Source organism: Microlunatus kandeliicorticis, from assembly GCF_014137855.1.
GTDB classification, from domain to species: Bacteria; Actinomycetota; Actinomycetes; order Propionibacteriales; family Propionibacteriaceae; genus Microlunatus; species Microlunatus kandeliicorticis.
The window spans coordinates 63,557-77,376 of sequence record NZ_JACGWT010000007.1 but is presented as its reverse complement, the minus strand read 5'-3'; the positions used below and the strand labels follow the sequence as shown (position 1 = coordinate 77,376).

General features: G+C 72.3%; 17 protein-coding genes. 1 reads left to right on the top strand and 16 read right to left on the bottom strand.

All coding sequences use genetic code 11. From position 1 onward, the window contains the following. Positions 1–34 precede the first annotated feature (34 nt). Positions 35–1,480 carry an APC family permease gene (locus tag FHX74_RS19330; protein ID WP_328823937.1) on the top strand — a complete coding sequence of 482 codons (1,446 nt, stop codon included), beginning with the start codon at positions 35–37 and terminating at the stop codon, positions 1,478–1,480. A 130-nt stretch (positions 1,481–1,610) separates the two neighbouring features. Here FHX74_RS19330 and FHX74_RS19325 read toward each other — a convergent pair whose 3' ends face one another. The 16 genes from FHX74_RS19325 to FHX74_RS19245 all read right to left on the bottom strand — a co-directional run bounded on the left by FHX74_RS19325 (position 1,611) and on the right by FHX74_RS19245 (position 13,806). Further along, positions 1,611–1,982 (bottom strand): Asp23/Gls24 family envelope stress response protein, encoded by a 372-nt coding sequence (locus tag FHX74_RS19325; protein WP_182561866.1) that lies wholly within the window; start codon positions 1,980–1,982, stop codon positions 1,611–1,613. After that, a complete protein-coding gene (locus FHX74_RS19320) occupies positions 1,975–2,625 on the bottom strand; it encodes a hypothetical protein (protein ID WP_182561865.1) in 651 nt (216 codons plus the stop codon). The genes FHX74_RS19325 and FHX74_RS19320 overlap by 8 nt, the downstream gene beginning before the upstream one ends. Further along, the gene (locus tag FHX74_RS19315) at positions 2,616–3,227 is read right to left on the bottom strand and encodes an RNA polymerase sigma factor (RefSeq protein ID WP_182561864.1); all 612 of its coding nucleotides are present in this window, start codon (positions 3,225–3,227) and stop codon (positions 2,616–2,618) included. Before FHX74_RS19315 ends, FHX74_RS19320 begins: the two co-directional genes overlap by 10 nt. Positions 3,228–3,250: 23 nt before the next feature. Continuing rightward, complete coding sequence (gene amaP / locus FHX74_RS19310; protein WP_182561863.1) at positions 3,251–3,868, bottom strand: alkaline shock response membrane anchor protein AmaP; 618 nt, start codon at positions 3,866–3,868, stop codon at positions 3,251–3,253. Beyond that, positions 3,868–4,440, bottom strand: coding sequence for a DUF6286 domain-containing protein (locus FHX74_RS19305; protein WP_182561862.1), 573 nt, complete (start codon positions 4,438–4,440; stop codon positions 3,868–3,870). Before FHX74_RS19305 ends, amaP begins: the two co-directional genes overlap by 1 nt. Further along, entirely contained in the window at positions 4,437–4,832 is a 396-nt protein-coding gene (locus FHX74_RS19300; protein ID WP_182561861.1) for an Asp23/Gls24 family envelope stress response protein, read from the bottom strand. The genes FHX74_RS19305 and FHX74_RS19300 overlap by 4 nt, the downstream gene beginning before the upstream one ends. Beyond that, positions 4,829–5,011 (bottom strand): hypothetical protein, encoded by a 183-nt coding sequence (locus tag FHX74_RS19295; RefSeq protein ID WP_182561860.1) that lies wholly within the window; start codon positions 5,009–5,011, stop codon positions 4,829–4,831. The genes FHX74_RS19300 and FHX74_RS19295 overlap by 4 nt, the downstream gene beginning before the upstream one ends. A 184-nt stretch (positions 5,012–5,195) precedes the next feature. Continuing rightward, a complete protein-coding gene (locus FHX74_RS19290) occupies positions 5,196–5,723 on the bottom strand; it encodes an Asp23/Gls24 family envelope stress response protein (protein ID WP_182561859.1) in 528 nt (175 codons plus the stop codon). A gap of 110 nt (positions 5,724–5,833) precedes the next feature. Further along, the gene (locus FHX74_RS19285; protein ID WP_182561892.1) at positions 5,834–8,329 is read right to left on the bottom strand and encodes a glycoside hydrolase family 65 protein; all 2,496 of its coding nucleotides are present in this window, start codon (positions 8,327–8,329) and stop codon (positions 5,834–5,836) included. A gap of 101 nt (positions 8,330–8,430) precedes the next feature. Beyond that, on the bottom strand, positions 8,431–9,150 hold the full coding sequence (locus tag FHX74_RS19280; RefSeq protein ID WP_182561858.1) for a beta-phosphoglucomutase family hydrolase: 720 nt from the start codon (positions 9,148–9,150) through the stop codon (positions 8,431–8,433). A gap of 68 nt (positions 9,151–9,218) precedes the next feature. Further along, a complete protein-coding gene (locus FHX74_RS19275; protein ID WP_182561857.1) occupies positions 9,219–10,199 on the bottom strand; it encodes an asparaginase in 981 nt (326 codons plus the stop codon). A 100-nt stretch (positions 10,200–10,299) separates the two neighbouring features. Then, positions 10,300–10,749 (bottom strand): hypothetical protein, encoded by a 450-nt coding sequence (locus tag FHX74_RS19270; RefSeq protein WP_182561856.1) that lies wholly within the window; start codon positions 10,747–10,749, stop codon positions 10,300–10,302. A 74-nt stretch (positions 10,750–10,823) separates the two neighbouring features. Continuing rightward, positions 10,824–11,369 carry a CsbD family protein gene (locus tag FHX74_RS19890; RefSeq protein ID WP_220484236.1) on the bottom strand — a complete coding sequence of 182 codons (546 nt, stop codon included), beginning with the start codon at positions 11,367–11,369 and terminating at the stop codon, positions 10,824–10,826. A 140-nt stretch (positions 11,370–11,509) separates the two neighbouring features. Further along, positions 11,510–12,478, bottom strand: coding sequence for a CAF17-like 4Fe-4S cluster assembly/insertion protein YgfZ (ygfZ, locus tag FHX74_RS19255; RefSeq protein ID WP_182561855.1), 969 nt, complete (start codon positions 12,476–12,478; stop codon positions 11,510–11,512). Positions 12,479–12,600: 122 nt separating this feature from the next. Then, a complete protein-coding gene (locus FHX74_RS19250; RefSeq protein ID WP_182561854.1) occupies positions 12,601–13,095 on the bottom strand; it encodes an FABP family protein in 495 nt (164 codons plus the stop codon). 234 nt (positions 13,096–13,329) lie between these two features. Then, on the bottom strand, positions 13,330–13,806 hold the full coding sequence (locus FHX74_RS19245; protein ID WP_182561853.1) for a GNAT family N-acetyltransferase: 477 nt from the start codon (positions 13,804–13,806) through the stop codon (positions 13,330–13,332). Positions 13,807–13,820: the final 14 nt, after the last annotated feature.

Here is a 13,820-nt window from a genome sequence, read left to right as displayed (position 1 = left end):
ACGTTTCGCAGCACCGACCAGGCGAGGAGCCATCGTGTCCGACACCCAGACCCTCGAACGTCCCGCATCCTCGCAACCAGGCCTCAAGCGGGTGATGGGTCCCAAGCTGCTGCTGCTCTTCATCGTCGGCGACATCCTCGGGACCGGCATCTACGCGGTCACCGGTGACGTCGCGGCCGAGGTCGGCGGCGCGGTCTGGGTGCCGTTCCTGGTCGCCTTCGTGGTGGCCACCATCACCGCGTTCTCCTATCTCGAGCTGGTCACCAAGTACCCGCACGCGGCCGGCGCGGCGCTCTACACGCACAAGGCGTTCGGGGTGCACTTCCTGACCTTCCTGGTCTGCTTCACCGTGATGTGCTCGGGCATCACCTCGGCCTCGACCGCTTCGCGGGCGTTCGCGGTGAACCTCGAGACCATGATCAACAACGTGATCGGTTGGGGCGGCGGCGGCAGCGAGGTCGAGCTGGGCGGCGGGGCCACCACCGGGCTGGCCATCGGCTTCATGCTGCTGATCGCGGTGATCAACCTGCGCGGCGTGGCCGAGAGCGTCTACGCCAACATCGTGCTCACCTGCGTCGAGCTCAGCGGCCTGCTGCTGGTGATCTTCATCGGGTTCTTCGCCTTCGGCCAGGGCAAGGCCGACCTCTCCCGGGCGGTCATGTTCGACACCCCGGAGGACAAGGGCGTGTTCCTCGCGGTCACCGCGGGCACCTCGCTGGCCTTCTTCGCGATGGTCGGCTTCGAGGACTCGGTGAACATGGCCGAGGAGACCAAGGATCCCGAGCGGGTGTTCCCCAAGATCATGCTCAGCGGCCTGACCATCACCGGCATCATCTACGTGCTGGTCTCGATCTCGGCCGTGGCCATCGTCCCGCCGGGCGAGCTCGGCAGCGGCGCCCCGCTGCTCAAGGTGGTCCAGGTCGGCGCGCCCGACCTTCCGTTCGACCAGATCTTCCCGCTGATCAGCATGTTCGCGGTCTCGAACTCCGCGCTGATCAACATGCTGATGGCCTCGCGGCTGCTCTACGGGATGGCCAACCAGCGGGTGCTGCCGCCGGTGCTCGGCCGGGTGCTCCCGGGCCGGCGGACGCCCTGGGTGGCCATCCTCTTCACCAGCGCGCTGGCCTGCGGCCTGATCACCTTCGTCGGGCAGATCAGCTCGCTCGGCGGCACCACCGCCCTGCTGCTGCTGGGGGTGTTCACCGTGGTCAACATCTGCTGCCTGGTGCTGCGCCGGGACCCGCAGCAGCACCGGCACTTCCGGGCGCCCACGGTGCTGCCGATCATCGGCGCGGTGACCTGCGCCTACCTCGTCGGCCCCTGGACCGGCCGGGACACCGAGCAGTACGGGATCGCCGGCGTCCTGCTGCTGATCGGCATCGCGCTCTGGCTGGTCACCTGGCTGATCAACCGGGCGGTCTACGGCCAGAAGACCTACCTCAAGGACCCCGAGGCGCTGGAGGGCCCGCCCGAGCACTGAGTGGGCTCCGCGCGCGCTGAGCAGAGCAGCGGCGACCGTGCGCTGAGCCTGTCGAAGCGCTTCGACAGGCCCAGCGCGCGTGGACCGACAGGCTCAGCGCGCGGTTCGACCGGCTCAGGGCGCTGGACGCTCAGCCAAGAGGTGGCTGGTCCGTAGTCTCACCGATGGTGAGGACGCTGACCGCGATGGTGCCGGGGGTCGACCCGTGGGAGCGCAGCTCGGCGCCGACCCGGTCGCGGATCTCGTGGGCGACGGCACGGGCCGAGCGGGTGCCGGCGGTGGCGACGTTGACGTCGACCTCGACCAGCCCGGTGCGGGTGACCAACTGGATCCCGTCGGTGGCCCGGCGGTGGATCACCGAGCGGAGGCCGGCCGAGCTGAGCGTCGGGGAGAGCGCGGTGACCCCGGGGACGGCCAGCACCGCGGCCGCGATGGCCGGCAGCACCTCGTCGGGCGCGACCGGTTTGGCCGCCCGGTCGGCCGTGCCCGCGAGCTCAGTCACCGTGCACGTCCTCGACCACCACGTCCACCTGGACCACGTTCACCCCGACCTCCTGTCGGACGGCCCCGATGATGCCGTCGCGCAGTTCCTGGACCACGGCGGGGATCGACGCCCTGTTCCCGGCGGTGCTCAGCACACTCACCCGGACAGAGACTGTCACATCGGAGGGGATCCCCGGTGGCACGTCCGCGGCCGCGTCGCCGGCGTCCTCAGCGAGATCGGTCGCGAGCGACGGGTCGCCGGGATCGACGAGCCGGACCGCGCAGGACCGGATCTCGACCCGGCCGGCGCGGTCGCCGACCCGGCGGATCACGGTGGCCACCGCCTGTTCGCTCACCGTCAGGTCGCTGGTCTGATCGGGCCCGGGTCGGTCGAGCGGCAGCCGCCGGCCGCGCCGCACCTCGGCGCGGGCGATGGCCAGGATCCGCTCGGTCACCCCCGGGCTGGGCTCGAGCGCGGGGTCGTCGAGCTCCTCCTGGCGGAGGCTGCGGGTCGCGTCCTGGAGTCGCCGCAGGTCGGCCCGCGCGGCGGTGCAGAACGGGCAGCCGCGCTCGTGGGCGTCGGGCTCGCGGTCGATCCCGTCCCACACTTGGTCGATGTCGCGTCCGCAGCCGAGCCGGCGCGACGGGGGGGTCATCTCCATGAGCGCATCCCTTCCACGATGTTCTGGCGCGCTCGGGCTATCCGCCCGCGGACGGTCGAGACCGGCAGCTGCATGGCGTAGGCGATCTCGGCGTAGCTCAGCTCGTGCAGCTCGCGGAGCACCCAGCAGGCCCGCTGGTCGTCGCTGAGGGTCCTGAGCACCTGGTCGAGCCCGCGCAGCTGGGCGGCGTAGGTCGCTGCGGCCTCGGGGTCGCCCTCCACCCGGTCGGGCTGCTGCTCGTCCTGCACCCGGGTGAGCGTCTCCTGCTCGGTCGGGTCGGTCTGTCGGCGACCGCGGGTGCGCAACAGGCTGAGGCAGCGCCGGGTGGCGATCTGGTAGACCCAGGTCGCGAAGACGGTGGGGTCGGCGAGGGTCGGCAGACGTCGCCAGACCAGCACGAAGGTGTCCTGGACGACGTCCTCGGCCTCGGCGCGGTCGAACAGCATCCGCACCGCCAGCCGGTAGACCCGGCCCTGGTAGCGGCGGAGCAGGATCTCGAACGACTCGACGTCGCCGTCCTGCGCCCGCGCGACCAGAGCGGTCTCGGAGACGGAGGACCGCCCCGGAAGCTCCTCCGGGGCGGTCTCGTGGTCCTGACTCATCGGCGTCGGGTCGTCGCCGCTGGTCAGAGGGCGATCCGGTTGGTGCGCGACCGAGCGGTGTCGACCTCGACCTGGACGCCGAGCCGGGTGAGCCGGGTGTCGAGCGCGCGGCCGAAGTCGTCGGCCACCCGGGTCTGCAGGGTCTGCAGCAGCTCGGGGATCCGGGCCCGGTCCGAGGCGGTGACCTTGACGGTCAGGTCGGGCGCCTGTGCCGTGCCACGGAGCACCGCCGAGGCGTTGACCACGCCGGGCAGCCCCTTGATCTGGTCCTCGACCGCGTCGGTGAGCACCGACGGGGCGATCCGGGTCAGACCGGCCTCGGCGCTGTCCTGCAGCCGGAACGGCTTGGCCTCATTGCTCCGCGGGATCTGGGCCAGCAGCCAGCCGAGACCGAGCAGGCCCAGCACGACGCCGACCACGGCGACCACGATGATCACCCAGGTCTGGGCGAACAGGCTCCCGGCGGAGGCGGCGAACAGCTTGGTCGAGGGGGTCGGCCGGTCGAGGCTGCGGCCGATCGCCCGGGCGGTCGGCGCCAGCAGGCCGGTCCCGATCAGCAGCACGGCGAGCCCGCCGAGCAGCATCAGGATGCCGAGGATGGTCAACCAGGTGCGGTTGAGACGGATGGCGGTCTGGCGCATCAGATCCCCTTCACATGGACGGTGGCGCGGACCCGCGGGACGGGCTGCAGACCGGCCGCCTCGAGCACCGAGGTGACCTCCTGCTGGACCCGCTGGCGGATCGCGGCCGACTGCTCGGACGAGGTGGTGACGCTGACCCGGACGGTCTTCGGGTCGGCGGACGCCGAGACCGACTCGACCCCGTCGATGCCGTCCGCACGGGACGCGGCCAGCCGGGCGATGGCCCGCGAGGAGAGCACGAACTCGGTGTCGGGGACCGTGGTCTGACCCGGCGCACGGAGCACCGCGGTCTTGTGCCGGCCGGGCTTGATGCCGGCGATCAGCATGATCAGGCCGAGGACGGCGATCACCGCGCCCGCGGCGATCACCGCGGCCGAGCCCCAGCTGGAGCCGGCGACCGCGCGGGCCGGGCCGGTCACCGCGGTCGGCCAGCCGCCGCGGGTCAGGGCGAAGATCGCCGCGATGGCGGCCAGCGCCCCGATCGCCGTGATGACCACGGCCACGATGCTGGCGGCCACGGTCCGGCTGGGCCGGCGACGCAGCGACCGCGAGCGGCCGTCGTTGCGGCTCATCGCAGGACCTCCTGGTGGTCGTCGTGGGTGGAACCGCCCACGGTGAGGAACGTGACGTCGATGTCGACCCGGTGGACCCGGACCCCGGTCAGGGTCTGGACGCGCTCGGTGACGTGGTCGCGGATCTGCTGGGCGGCGGCGCGGATCGAACCCGGGTAGGCGATGCCCACCGTGATGGCCAGGTCGGCGTAGTCGCTGCCGAGGTCGACGTCGACCTTCGGACGCGCGGCGGCGTCGGCCTCGGCACCGATCCCGAGGAAGCCGCCGGACCGGCCGTGCGCGGCGCCGATCTCGGCCGCGGCCTGACCGGCGATCTTCTCCACGACCCGGTCGTTCAGCTCGAGCCGCCCGCGCCGGCGGGGGTCGACCCGGCCGTCGGACGGGGCGCTCATCGCTTCTCGGTCGCGCGGCCGATCAGGCCCTGGACGTCGAGACGGCCGTCGAGGATCAGACCGACGATCAGACCGATTGCGCCGAACACGACGACGATGACGAACGAGCCGAACGAGCCGAACGCGGCGGTGAGGCCGAGCACGAGCCCGACGAAGAGGGCGATGGTGGTGCGGGTCATGACGGGTGCCCTTCCAAGAGCGTGGTGCAGAAGAGGGTGGGAAGCAGGGTCGATCGGTCCTCGGGACCGGCCGGGGCCGGGCAGCGGATCGCTCCGCCGGCCCGGCCCCGTTGCCGATCCGGTGTCGAGGTGGTCAACCCGGCTGATCAGCGCCGACGAGCAGCGCTCGTGATCAGGGTGGTGATCAGCGCAGCTCGTCGTTGCCGGCGCTGACGCCACCCTGGTCGGCGGCGTCGTCGTCCTCGGGGAGGTGCACGTCGGAGACGTTCACGTCCACCGAAACGACCTCGAGGCCGGTGCCGTACTCGACGGCGCGGATGACGTTCTCACGGATCTGGTCGCTGACGTCGACGATCGAGACGCCGTACTCCACGACGACCGAGATGTCGATGGCGGTCTGGGACTCGCCCTTCTCGACCGACACACCGCCGGTGACGTTGGTCTGGCTGGCGCCCGGGATCCGCTGGGTCAGGTTGCCGATGGCCCGGCGGGCGGCGTTGCCCATGGCGAACACGCCCTGGACCTCGCGCGCGGCGATGCCGGCGATCTTGGCCACGACGGTGTCGGCGATGGTGGTGTCACCGTGCTCGGTGTGCAGCGCGTCGAGGGTCTTCGGCTGCGCCTGCTCCTGCTGCTTGGCGGCGTCCCGCTCGGCCTGGCGCTCGGCCTGACGACGCTCTTCGCCGGTGGCGGGGACAACGGACTGCGACATGGCATCTCCTGAACTGGTAGGTGGAACAACCTCGTACGCAAGGGAAGACGTACGTCGGCCGGAGATGTCACGTCCGATCACGAGTTTTTTCCGTGACCGGTCGGGAGCGCTCAGCCGCGGGCGCGGCCGGAGTGCGGCACCGAGGCGGTGATCAGGCTGCCGTCCTCGCGGCGACCGGTGCGGGAGAAGGCGACCTCGGCGTCGATCCGCGGCCCCTGGTCGGCCAGCGGGACGGTCACCGAGGCCGAGTCGATCACCACCCGTTCCCCGCGCACTCGCACCTCGACCGGCGCCCCGGTCTCGAGCGCGAAGCAGAGCTGGTCGTGCCGCACCTCGGCCCGCACCCGGCTGCCGCGGCTGGTGAACCGGAAGACCAGCGCGTCCCACCCGTCGGGCAGCCGCGGGTCGAAGGTCAGCAGCCCGTTGTCGTCGCGCATCCCGCCGAAGCCGAAGACCAGGGCCGTCCAGACGCCGCCGGTGGAGGCGACGTGGACGCCGTCGGAGGCGTTGTGGTGCAGGTCGGCGAGGTCGACGAACAGCGAGGACACGAAGTACTTCAGCGCCAGCCGGTGGTAGCCGACCTCGGCGGCGATGATCGACTGGACCACCCCGGACAGCGTCGAGTCGCCCGTGGTGATCGGGTCGTAGTAGTCGAAGTCGGCCTTCTTCTCCTCGAGGGTGAAGTGGTCGCCCTGGAGGAACAGCGCGAGCACCACGTCGGCCTGCTTGACCACCTGGAACCGGTAGATCACCAGCGGGTGGTAGTAGAGCAGCAGCGGCCGCCGGTCGGCCGGGGTGTTGGCCAGGTCCCACACCTCGCGTTCGAGGAACTGGCTGTCCTGCGGGTGGATCCCGGTGGTCTCGTCGTAGGGGATGGCCATCAGGTCGGCCGCCTGGGCCCACTCCTCCACCTCCTCGGGGTAGAGGTCGAGCCGGTCGACCAGCCGGCGGTACTCCTCCGGGTGGTAGGCCTCCATCGTCCGCACGGTCTCGGCCGCCTGCCGCAGGTTGAACCGGGCCATCACGTTGGTGAACAGGTTGTCGTTGACCACGGTGGTGTACTCGTCCGGGCCGGTCACCCCGTGGATGTGGAACGCGCCGTCGCCGTCCTCGCGCCAGAAGCCGAGGTCGGCCCACATCCGGGCCGTCTGCACCATCACGTCGGCGCCCTCGCGCCACATGAAGTCGTCGTCCCCGGTCGCCTTGACGTACTTCCAGAGCGCGAAGGCGATGTCGGCGTCGATGTGGTACTGCGCGGTGCCCGCGGCGTAGTAGGCGCTGGCCTCGTGGCCGTTGATCGTCCGCCACGGGAACAGCGCCCCGCGCGAGGTCAGGTCCTCGGCCCGGCGGCGGGCCGCGTCGAGCATGTTGTAGCGGAACCGCATCGCGCTGCGGGCCATCCACGGTGAGGTGTAGGTGAGGAACGGGAGCACGTAGATCTCGGTGTCCCAGAAGTAGTGCCCGCCGTAGCCGGAGCCGGTCACCCCCTTGGCCGGGACGCCGGACTGCTCGGCCCGGGCCGAGGCCTGGGCCAGCTGGAACAGGTTCCAGCGGATCGCCTGCTGCAGCGCCGGATGACCGGGGACCTCGACGTCCGACCGCAGCCAGAACGCGTCCAGCCACTCGCGCTGGTCGACGTGCTGGCGCTCGATCCCCTGCTCGCGGACCCGGTCGAGGGTGCGGCGGCAGCGGTCCACCAGCTCGCGGACGGGCACCCCGCGCGAGGTGTGGTAGGCCGCGACCTTGGTGATCCGGATCGGCACACCGGGCTTGGCCTGCACCCGGTAGACCATCTTGCCGAGGTCCTCGTCGGCGTCGGTCCGCTGGTCGTAGGCGTTCTCGGTCTCGATGGTGTGGTCGACGCCGACGGCCAGGGTCATCTTCGAGTTGGTGGTCCGCCAGCCCATGATGATCCGGTCGTCGCCGTTCCAGTGCGACTGCGGCTGGAGCACCCGGTCGGCGAAGGCCTCCGCCTTGCGCGGGTCGAAGCCCTCCCCCATCGCGGCCGCCGTGACGTGGTACTCGTCGCGCCCGTCCTGCCGGTTGAGCACCTGGCTGCTGATCACCACCGGCGCCCGCCAGTCGAGCATGGTGACCTCGAGGGTCATCACCGCCAGGTGCCGCTGGGCGAACGACACCATCCGGGTGCTCTTGATTTGCACCCGCTTGTTGGCCGGGGTCCGCCAGATCATCTCGCGGGTGAGCACGCCGTCGCGGAAGTCGAGCGAGCGGTCGTAGCTCTCCAGGTCGGCCACCGACAGCAGCAGCGGCTCGTCGTCGACGTAGAGCTTGATCGTCTTGGTGTCGGGGGCGTTGACGATGGTCTGCCCGACCCGGGCGAAGCCGAACGCCTCCTCGGCGTGCCGGATCGGCCAGGTCTCGTGGAAGCCGTTGATGAAGGTGCCGTGGGTGTGGCTCTCGCGGCCCTCCTCGACGTTCCCGCGGAGCCCCAGGTAGCCGTTGCCGACCGCGAACATGGTCTCGGTGACGCCGAGGTCGGCCGAGCTGTAGACGCGCTCGGAGAGCCGCCACTCGTCGACCGGGAACCGGGAGCGGTCGAGGTGGTCGTGCACCGGCGGCGGGTGGTCCGGCCCGGCGCCGGGCATCCCGTCGGGCCCGGGCGGGAACAGCGGCGGGTGCGCCGGGTCCCCCGGTCGCGGTTCGTCGAGGAAGGTCCGGTCGGCGCGCAGCACGTCGTCGTGGTCGCTCACGCCGGCACCAGCTCGTCCAGGTCGGCCACCACGAGGCCGGCACCCGCCTCGCGGAGCCGGTCGGCGCCCACCCCGCGGTCGACCCCGACCACCAACCCGAACCCGCCGGCCGCACCGGCGGCCACGCCGGAGATCGCGTCCTCGACCACGACCGCCTCGGGCACCGCGACGCCGAGCCGCTCGGCCGCGGCGACGAAGGTGTCCGGCGCCGGCTTGCCGGGCAGCCCGTCGGCGGCGGCCACCGTTCCGTCGACCACGACCGGGAACCGGTCGGCCAGCCCGGCGGCCGCGAGCACGGCCGGGGCGTTGCGCGAGCTCGACACCACCGCGAGCGCCAGCCCGAGCCGCTCGACGTGGTCGAGGAAGGCGACCGAGCCCGGATAGGGCCTGACACCCTCCTCGTGCAGCACCGCGGCGAAGACGTCGTTCTTCCGGTTGCCCAGCCCGCACACCGTCTCGGCGGTGGCCGGGTCGTCCGGGCTGCCCTCGGGCAGGGTCAGGCCGCGCGAGGCGAGCAGCGAGCGGACGCCGTCGTAGCGCGGCTTGCCGTCGATGTGGTCGAAGTAGTCGGTCTCCGCGTAGGGAGCGACGCCGTCCCGACCGGCGAGGTAGTCGGTGAACAGCTGCTGCCAGGCGCGCATGTGGACCTCCGCGGTCGGCGTCAGCACGCCGTCGAGGTCGAAGAGGACCGCGCGGAACCGTCCCAGGTCGGTCACTTGCTCAGCCTAAGGACGTTCGGTGTGAAACAGCGAAGACGCGACCGGCGGGCCGGTGTCGCCGGAGGTCAGCCGCGCAGCCGGGCGGCGAGGTCGGCGACCGGGCGGATCACGCCGACCGGCTCGCCGTGGCCGAGTGTCGGCAGCTGCTGGTGCGCCGTGAGGATCGGGTCGTCGTAGCCGAGAGCGTTGAGCACCGCGGCCATCAGGGCGGCCCGGCCGCGGGCGCCACCGTCGGCGATCTTGAGCGCGACCCCGCGTCCGTCGGGAAGTCCGACCGCGTGAACGGCCTCGGCACCGCCCTTGCCGATCAGCCCGGGGACGGCGCGGTGCAGCTCGACCTCGTCGCGGTGGGTGCCGGAGACGAACTCCGGGTGCGCGCGGATCGCCTCGGCCACCCGCCCCTCCTCGGTCCCCGGGGCGCCCTGCGCGATCCGGCCGAAGGCCCGGGCCAGCCCGTACAGCTCGATCGACCACAGCGGAGCGCCGCAGCCGTCGACGGTCAGGTTCTGGGCCTGCTGGCCGGCGAGGTCGTCGATGGTCCGGACGATCGCGGTCTGCACCGGCTGCCCGGGGTCGCGGTAGCGCGTCGGGTCGTCGCCACGCAACACCGCGGTACGGAGCATGCCGGCGTGCTTGCCCGAGCAGTTCATCGCCAGCGGCTCCTTGCCGCGACCGGAGGCGATCCAGGCCGTCCGGGCCTCGTCGTCGAGCGGGTAGTCCGGCGGGGTCTGCAGGGCGTCGACGTCGAGGTCGCTGCGGGACAGCACCTCGCGGACCCCGTCGAGGTGGAACGGCTCGCCCGAGTGCGAGGCCGAGGCCAGCGCGAGCAGGGCGCCGTCGAGGTCGAGCCCGGCCCGGAGCATCCCGACCGCCTGCAGCGGCTTGAGCGACGACCGGGGATAGATCGGGGCGAACGGCTCACCGATCGAGGCGATCAGCTCGCCGTCGGGACCGGTGACCGCCACCCGACCGCGGTGGACGCTCTCCACCACGTCGCCGCGGGTCACCTCGACCAGGATCGGGTCGGATTCGAAGCCACTGCTCACGGCAGGAGGCTAACGGCGTCGGCCGGGAAGCCCTTCGACAGGCCCGGCGCACCGCGTCCCGCCGACATCGGGAGCGTGCACCGGGCCCGTCGGAGCGCGGTCAGTCGCGGAGCGCGGCCAGCTTCTTCCTGGCCTTCTTGCGCTCCGCCTTGGCGGTGCTCAGCTTCTCGCCGAGCTTGTCGAGGTCGGACTGCGCCGACCGGATCGACTTGCGGACCCGGCGGGCGCGCTGCTCGTCGACCGCCAGCTTGCGGCCGAGCTTGAGCTCCCGGCGCTGCGCCTTGGCCAGTGCCTTGTCGGCGTGCTCGATCCGGTCCTCGAGCTGCGCGCGCTTCCTGGCCCGCTCGGCCGCCTCGGCGCCGGAGACCTCCTTCGTCTCCTTCGCCTCCTTGCCCTTCTTCGCCTTGCCCTTCTTGTCCTTCTTGCCCTTCTTCGCCTTCTTGTCCTGGTCAGACCCGTCCTTCGGGTCGGACGCGACCGGACCGGCCACGTCCTCCAGGGCGTCGAGGGTCTTGTCCTTCAGCTTCTCCGCGGCGCTCTTCTGGGCCATCGGTGCCTTCCTGCTCGGGTGCGGACGGAACGGTCCGGGTGGGTCCGGCGGATCGGGCTCCGGACCCGCCGGACTCAGTCCTCCTCGAGCTTCAGCGCGACACCGAGGGCCATGAAGGTCGGCGCCCAGTGCCCGATGAAGATGCCCCAGCGGTCGGACTGCGCCTTGTCGTCGCCGGTCTTGTTCCGGCTGATCAGCCAGCTGGCCAGCGACACCCCCACCGACGCGAAGCCGGCGATGTAGGCGTACTCGCTGCGGAAGCCGGCCCGCGACAGCCGGTTGATCACGCCGTGGCCCTTGCGGGCGGCCTTGGTGACGTCGTCGACGACGTCCTGCGCGGCGTTCTTGACGTCGTGGGCGGCGTCCTGCGCGGCGTTCTTGACGTCGTGGGCAGCGTCCTGCGCGGCGCCCTTGGCGTCGTGCACCGCGTCCGCGGCGGCGTCCTTGGCGTCGGAGGCGGCGCCCTTGGCCTTCTCGCCGAGCTGCTTGGCGTTGGCGGCGGCCTCGTCGGCCTTGCCCTCGGCCTGCAGGCTCCGGTCACCGGTCAGGTCGCCGACGGCACCCTTGGCCTTGCCCTCGAACTCCTGCGCCTTGTTCTTGGCCTGATCGCCGATGCTCATGTCACTCCCTGCCTCGATGGTGTGGTTCGACACCTACAAGGAGGGGACCGGGCCGGGAAACGTCACGCGTCGCGCCCGAATTTTTCCGTCGCGGCGTGTCGGCGGGGCCGCCGACGCCGCGGAACCGGCTCAGCCGGGGCTCAGAGGCGGGCGCGGACGTGCTCGCCGATCTCCGGGTCGACCAGCACCTCCTGGCTGGCCGCGATCCCGTCGGCGACCAGGCCGGCGTCGGTGGGCACCGACCGCTTGATCATCGCCAGCGCGATCGGCCCCTCCTCCCAGTGCCGGGCCGAGCTGCCGACGAAGCCGACGCTGCGACCGGTCGGGTCGCCGGCGACGGTCACCGCGGCCCCGGGCTCGGGCAGCCGCTCGGCCGAGCCGTCGAGCTGCAGCCGGACCAGCCGCCGCGGTGGGCGTCCGAGCGTGTGCACCCGGGCCACCGTCTCCTGCCCGCGGTAGCAGCCCTTGTCGAGGTGGACGGCCACGCCGAGCAGCCCGGCCTCGTTGGGGATGGTCCGGTGGTCGGTGTCGATCCCGATCCGCGGCACCCCGGCGGCGATCCGCCGGGCCTCGTAGGCCCAGGTGCCGGCGGCGATCCCGCCGGCCAGCACCCCGGCCAGCCGGTCGCGGGGGACGAACCAGTCGGTGCCGCCGAGCGAATCCGGGGCCGTCCGGGTGACCAGCACCTCGGCGGGCGCCTGTCCGCCCGAGCTCCAGACCAGGGCGACGTCGTCGCTGCGGTCCGCGACCTCGACCCGCATCATGAACCGCATCCGGTCGAGCCAGCCGACCAGCGCGGGAGCGGCCCCCGGCTCGGTGTGCGCCCAGAAGGTGCTGCCGTCGTCGACGCCGTAGAGGACGTGCTCGAGGTGACCCTGCGGGGAGAGCACCAGCGCGGTGGTGCCGACGCCCGGGGCGAGCGACTCGAGGTGCTGGGTGGTCAGCGAGTGCAGCCAGGTCAACCGGTCGGGACCGCTGACCGTGAGCACGCCGCGGTGCGACCGGTCGACCACGGCACCCGGCCGGTCGAGGGCGCGCTGCTCACGGGCGGGGTCGCCGTGGTGCCAGGCCACGCCGGTGTCCGGGCCCTCGTTGCTGACCACCGTCACTGCCGTGCCTCCCCCTGCTCGTCCGCACCCTGCGGCTCTGCGTGTAGTCCCGCCGACAGCGACAACCACCGGGCGGCCGGGGTTCTTCCCCTCGGGCAGCCCCGGCGCGCGGCCGGCTCGGGTCAGCCGCGCTGGAGCCGGGCCCAGACGAAGTTCTGCAGCTCGTGGCCGCCGGAGGCCTTGTCGAACGTCCAGAGCAGCTCGCCGTCGACGTTGCCGTAGAGCCGCTGGCCGGCGGTGTACTCCTCGGCGCCCGGGGTCCGGGCGACGGCGTCGGTGGCCAGCTCGATGCGGGCGCCGGTGATCTTGCCGTACCAGATCTCGGCGATCCCGGTCGGGTGACAGAGCACCACCTCGACCGTCCCGTCGCGCTGCGGCCGCCAGAACCCGGTCTCCATGGTCAGCGGGCGCACCGCGGTGCCGTCCTCACCGACCTCGAAGGTCTGCGACAGGTAGTGCAGGTAGTTCTCGCCGTTGTGGCTGAAGTCGACCTGCTGGCCGAACTCGAAGTCCTCGGTGCCCGGGTAGCTGCCCTTGCCGGTGCCCTCCCACCGGCCCAGCATCCAGGCCAGGGCCACCAGGTCGGGGTGCAGGTCACTCGGGATCTCGAACGGCATGCGGGCAAGCCTGTCACACCACGACGACCGGTCCGGTCCACCGACCGGCGCCGGAGCGGGACCGGCTCAGCTCCGGCGGAGCAGCCGGACCAGCAGACCGAGGCAGCCGAGCCCGAGCACACCCACGCCCGCGATCAGCACCACGGTGAGGACGAGCGCGGAGGTCATGGACCGAGCCTAGGCAGCGACGCCGGTCGGGCCGGGGAGGCGTGCCGCGCGGCTCGCGACGTCGCGTCAGGCCAGCGGCTTGGTCATCATCGTGCAGACGGTGACGTAGGTGCGGCCGCCGCCCTCGCCCCAGCCGTCGAGCTCGGTGCCGTCGTCGACGTAGCCGAGCCGGCGGTAGAGCGCGTGGGCCCGCGGGTTGTCGTGCTCGACGCCGAGCCGGGCGCGCGGCAGCCCGCGCTCGCGGATCCGGTCCTCGAGCGCGCCGATCAGCACCGTGCCCACTCCCAGCGACTGCCAGGCCGGGTGCACCGAGAGCATCCAGAGCTCGCCGGCGTCCTCGGCCTTGCGGTAGTCGACCGCCCCGCAGCCGACCGTCTGGGCGCGGCGGCCGGCGGTCACCAGCAGCAGCTCGGCGCGCCCCTCGAGCCGCAGCCCGATCGCCTCGGCCAGCGCCTCGACGTGCTTCGGCCCGCCGCTCCACTCGAGCTCGCTCAGGTCGTCGAACTCGAGGTCGCGGACGGCCAGCGGGACCCGCAGCTCCATCAGTCCTCCCGGAC

What these genes read in the sequence shown, in the direction of transcription:
- FHX74_RS19320 (WP_182561865.1), bottom strand. Translation starts at nt 2,625, where the DNA reads ATGGAGATGACCCCCCCGTCGCGCCGGCTCGGCTGCGGACGCGACATC.
- FHX74_RS19315 (WP_182561864.1), bottom strand. Translation starts at nt 3,227, where the DNA reads ATGAGTCAGGACCACGAGACCGCCCCGGAGGAGCTTCCGGGGCGGTCC.
- amaP (WP_182561863.1), bottom strand. Translation starts at nt 3,868, where the DNA reads ATGCGCCAGACCGCCATCCGTCTCAACCGCACCTGGTTGACCATCCTC.
- FHX74_RS19305 (WP_182561862.1), bottom strand. Translation starts at nt 4,440, where the DNA reads ATGAGCCGCAACGACGGCCGCTCGCGGTCGCTGCGTCGCCGGCCCAGC.
- FHX74_RS19300 (WP_182561861.1), bottom strand. Translation starts at nt 4,832, where the DNA reads ATGAGCGCCCCGTCCGACGGCCGGGTCGACCCCCGCCGGCGCGGGCGG.
- FHX74_RS19295 (WP_182561860.1), bottom strand. Translation starts at nt 5,011, where the DNA reads ATGACCCGCACCACCATCGCCCTCTTCGTCGGGCTCGTGCTCGGCCTC.
- FHX74_RS19290 (WP_182561859.1), bottom strand. Translation starts at nt 5,723, where the DNA reads ATGTCGCAGTCCGTTGTCCCCGCCACCGGCGAAGAGCGTCGTCAGGCC.
- FHX74_RS19285 (WP_182561892.1), bottom strand. Translation starts at nt 8,329, where the DNA reads ATGCCCGGCGCCGGGCCGGACCACCCGCCGCCGGTGCACGACCACCTC.
- FHX74_RS19270 (WP_182561856.1), bottom strand. Translation starts at nt 10,749, where the DNA reads ATGGCCCAGAAGAGCGCCGCGGAGAAGCTGAAGGACAAGACCCTCGAC.
- FHX74_RS19890 (WP_220484236.1), bottom strand. Translation starts at nt 11,369, where the DNA reads ATGAGCATCGGCGATCAGGCCAAGAACAAGGCGCAGGAGTTCGAGGGC.
- FHX74_RS19250 (WP_182561854.1), bottom strand. Translation starts at nt 13,095, where the DNA reads ATGCCGTTCGAGATCCCGAGTGACCTGCACCCCGACCTGGTGGCCCTG.
- FHX74_RS19245 (WP_182561853.1), bottom strand. Translation starts at nt 13,806, where the DNA reads ATGGAGCTGCGGGTCCCGCTGGCCGTCCGCGACCTCGAGTTCGACGAC.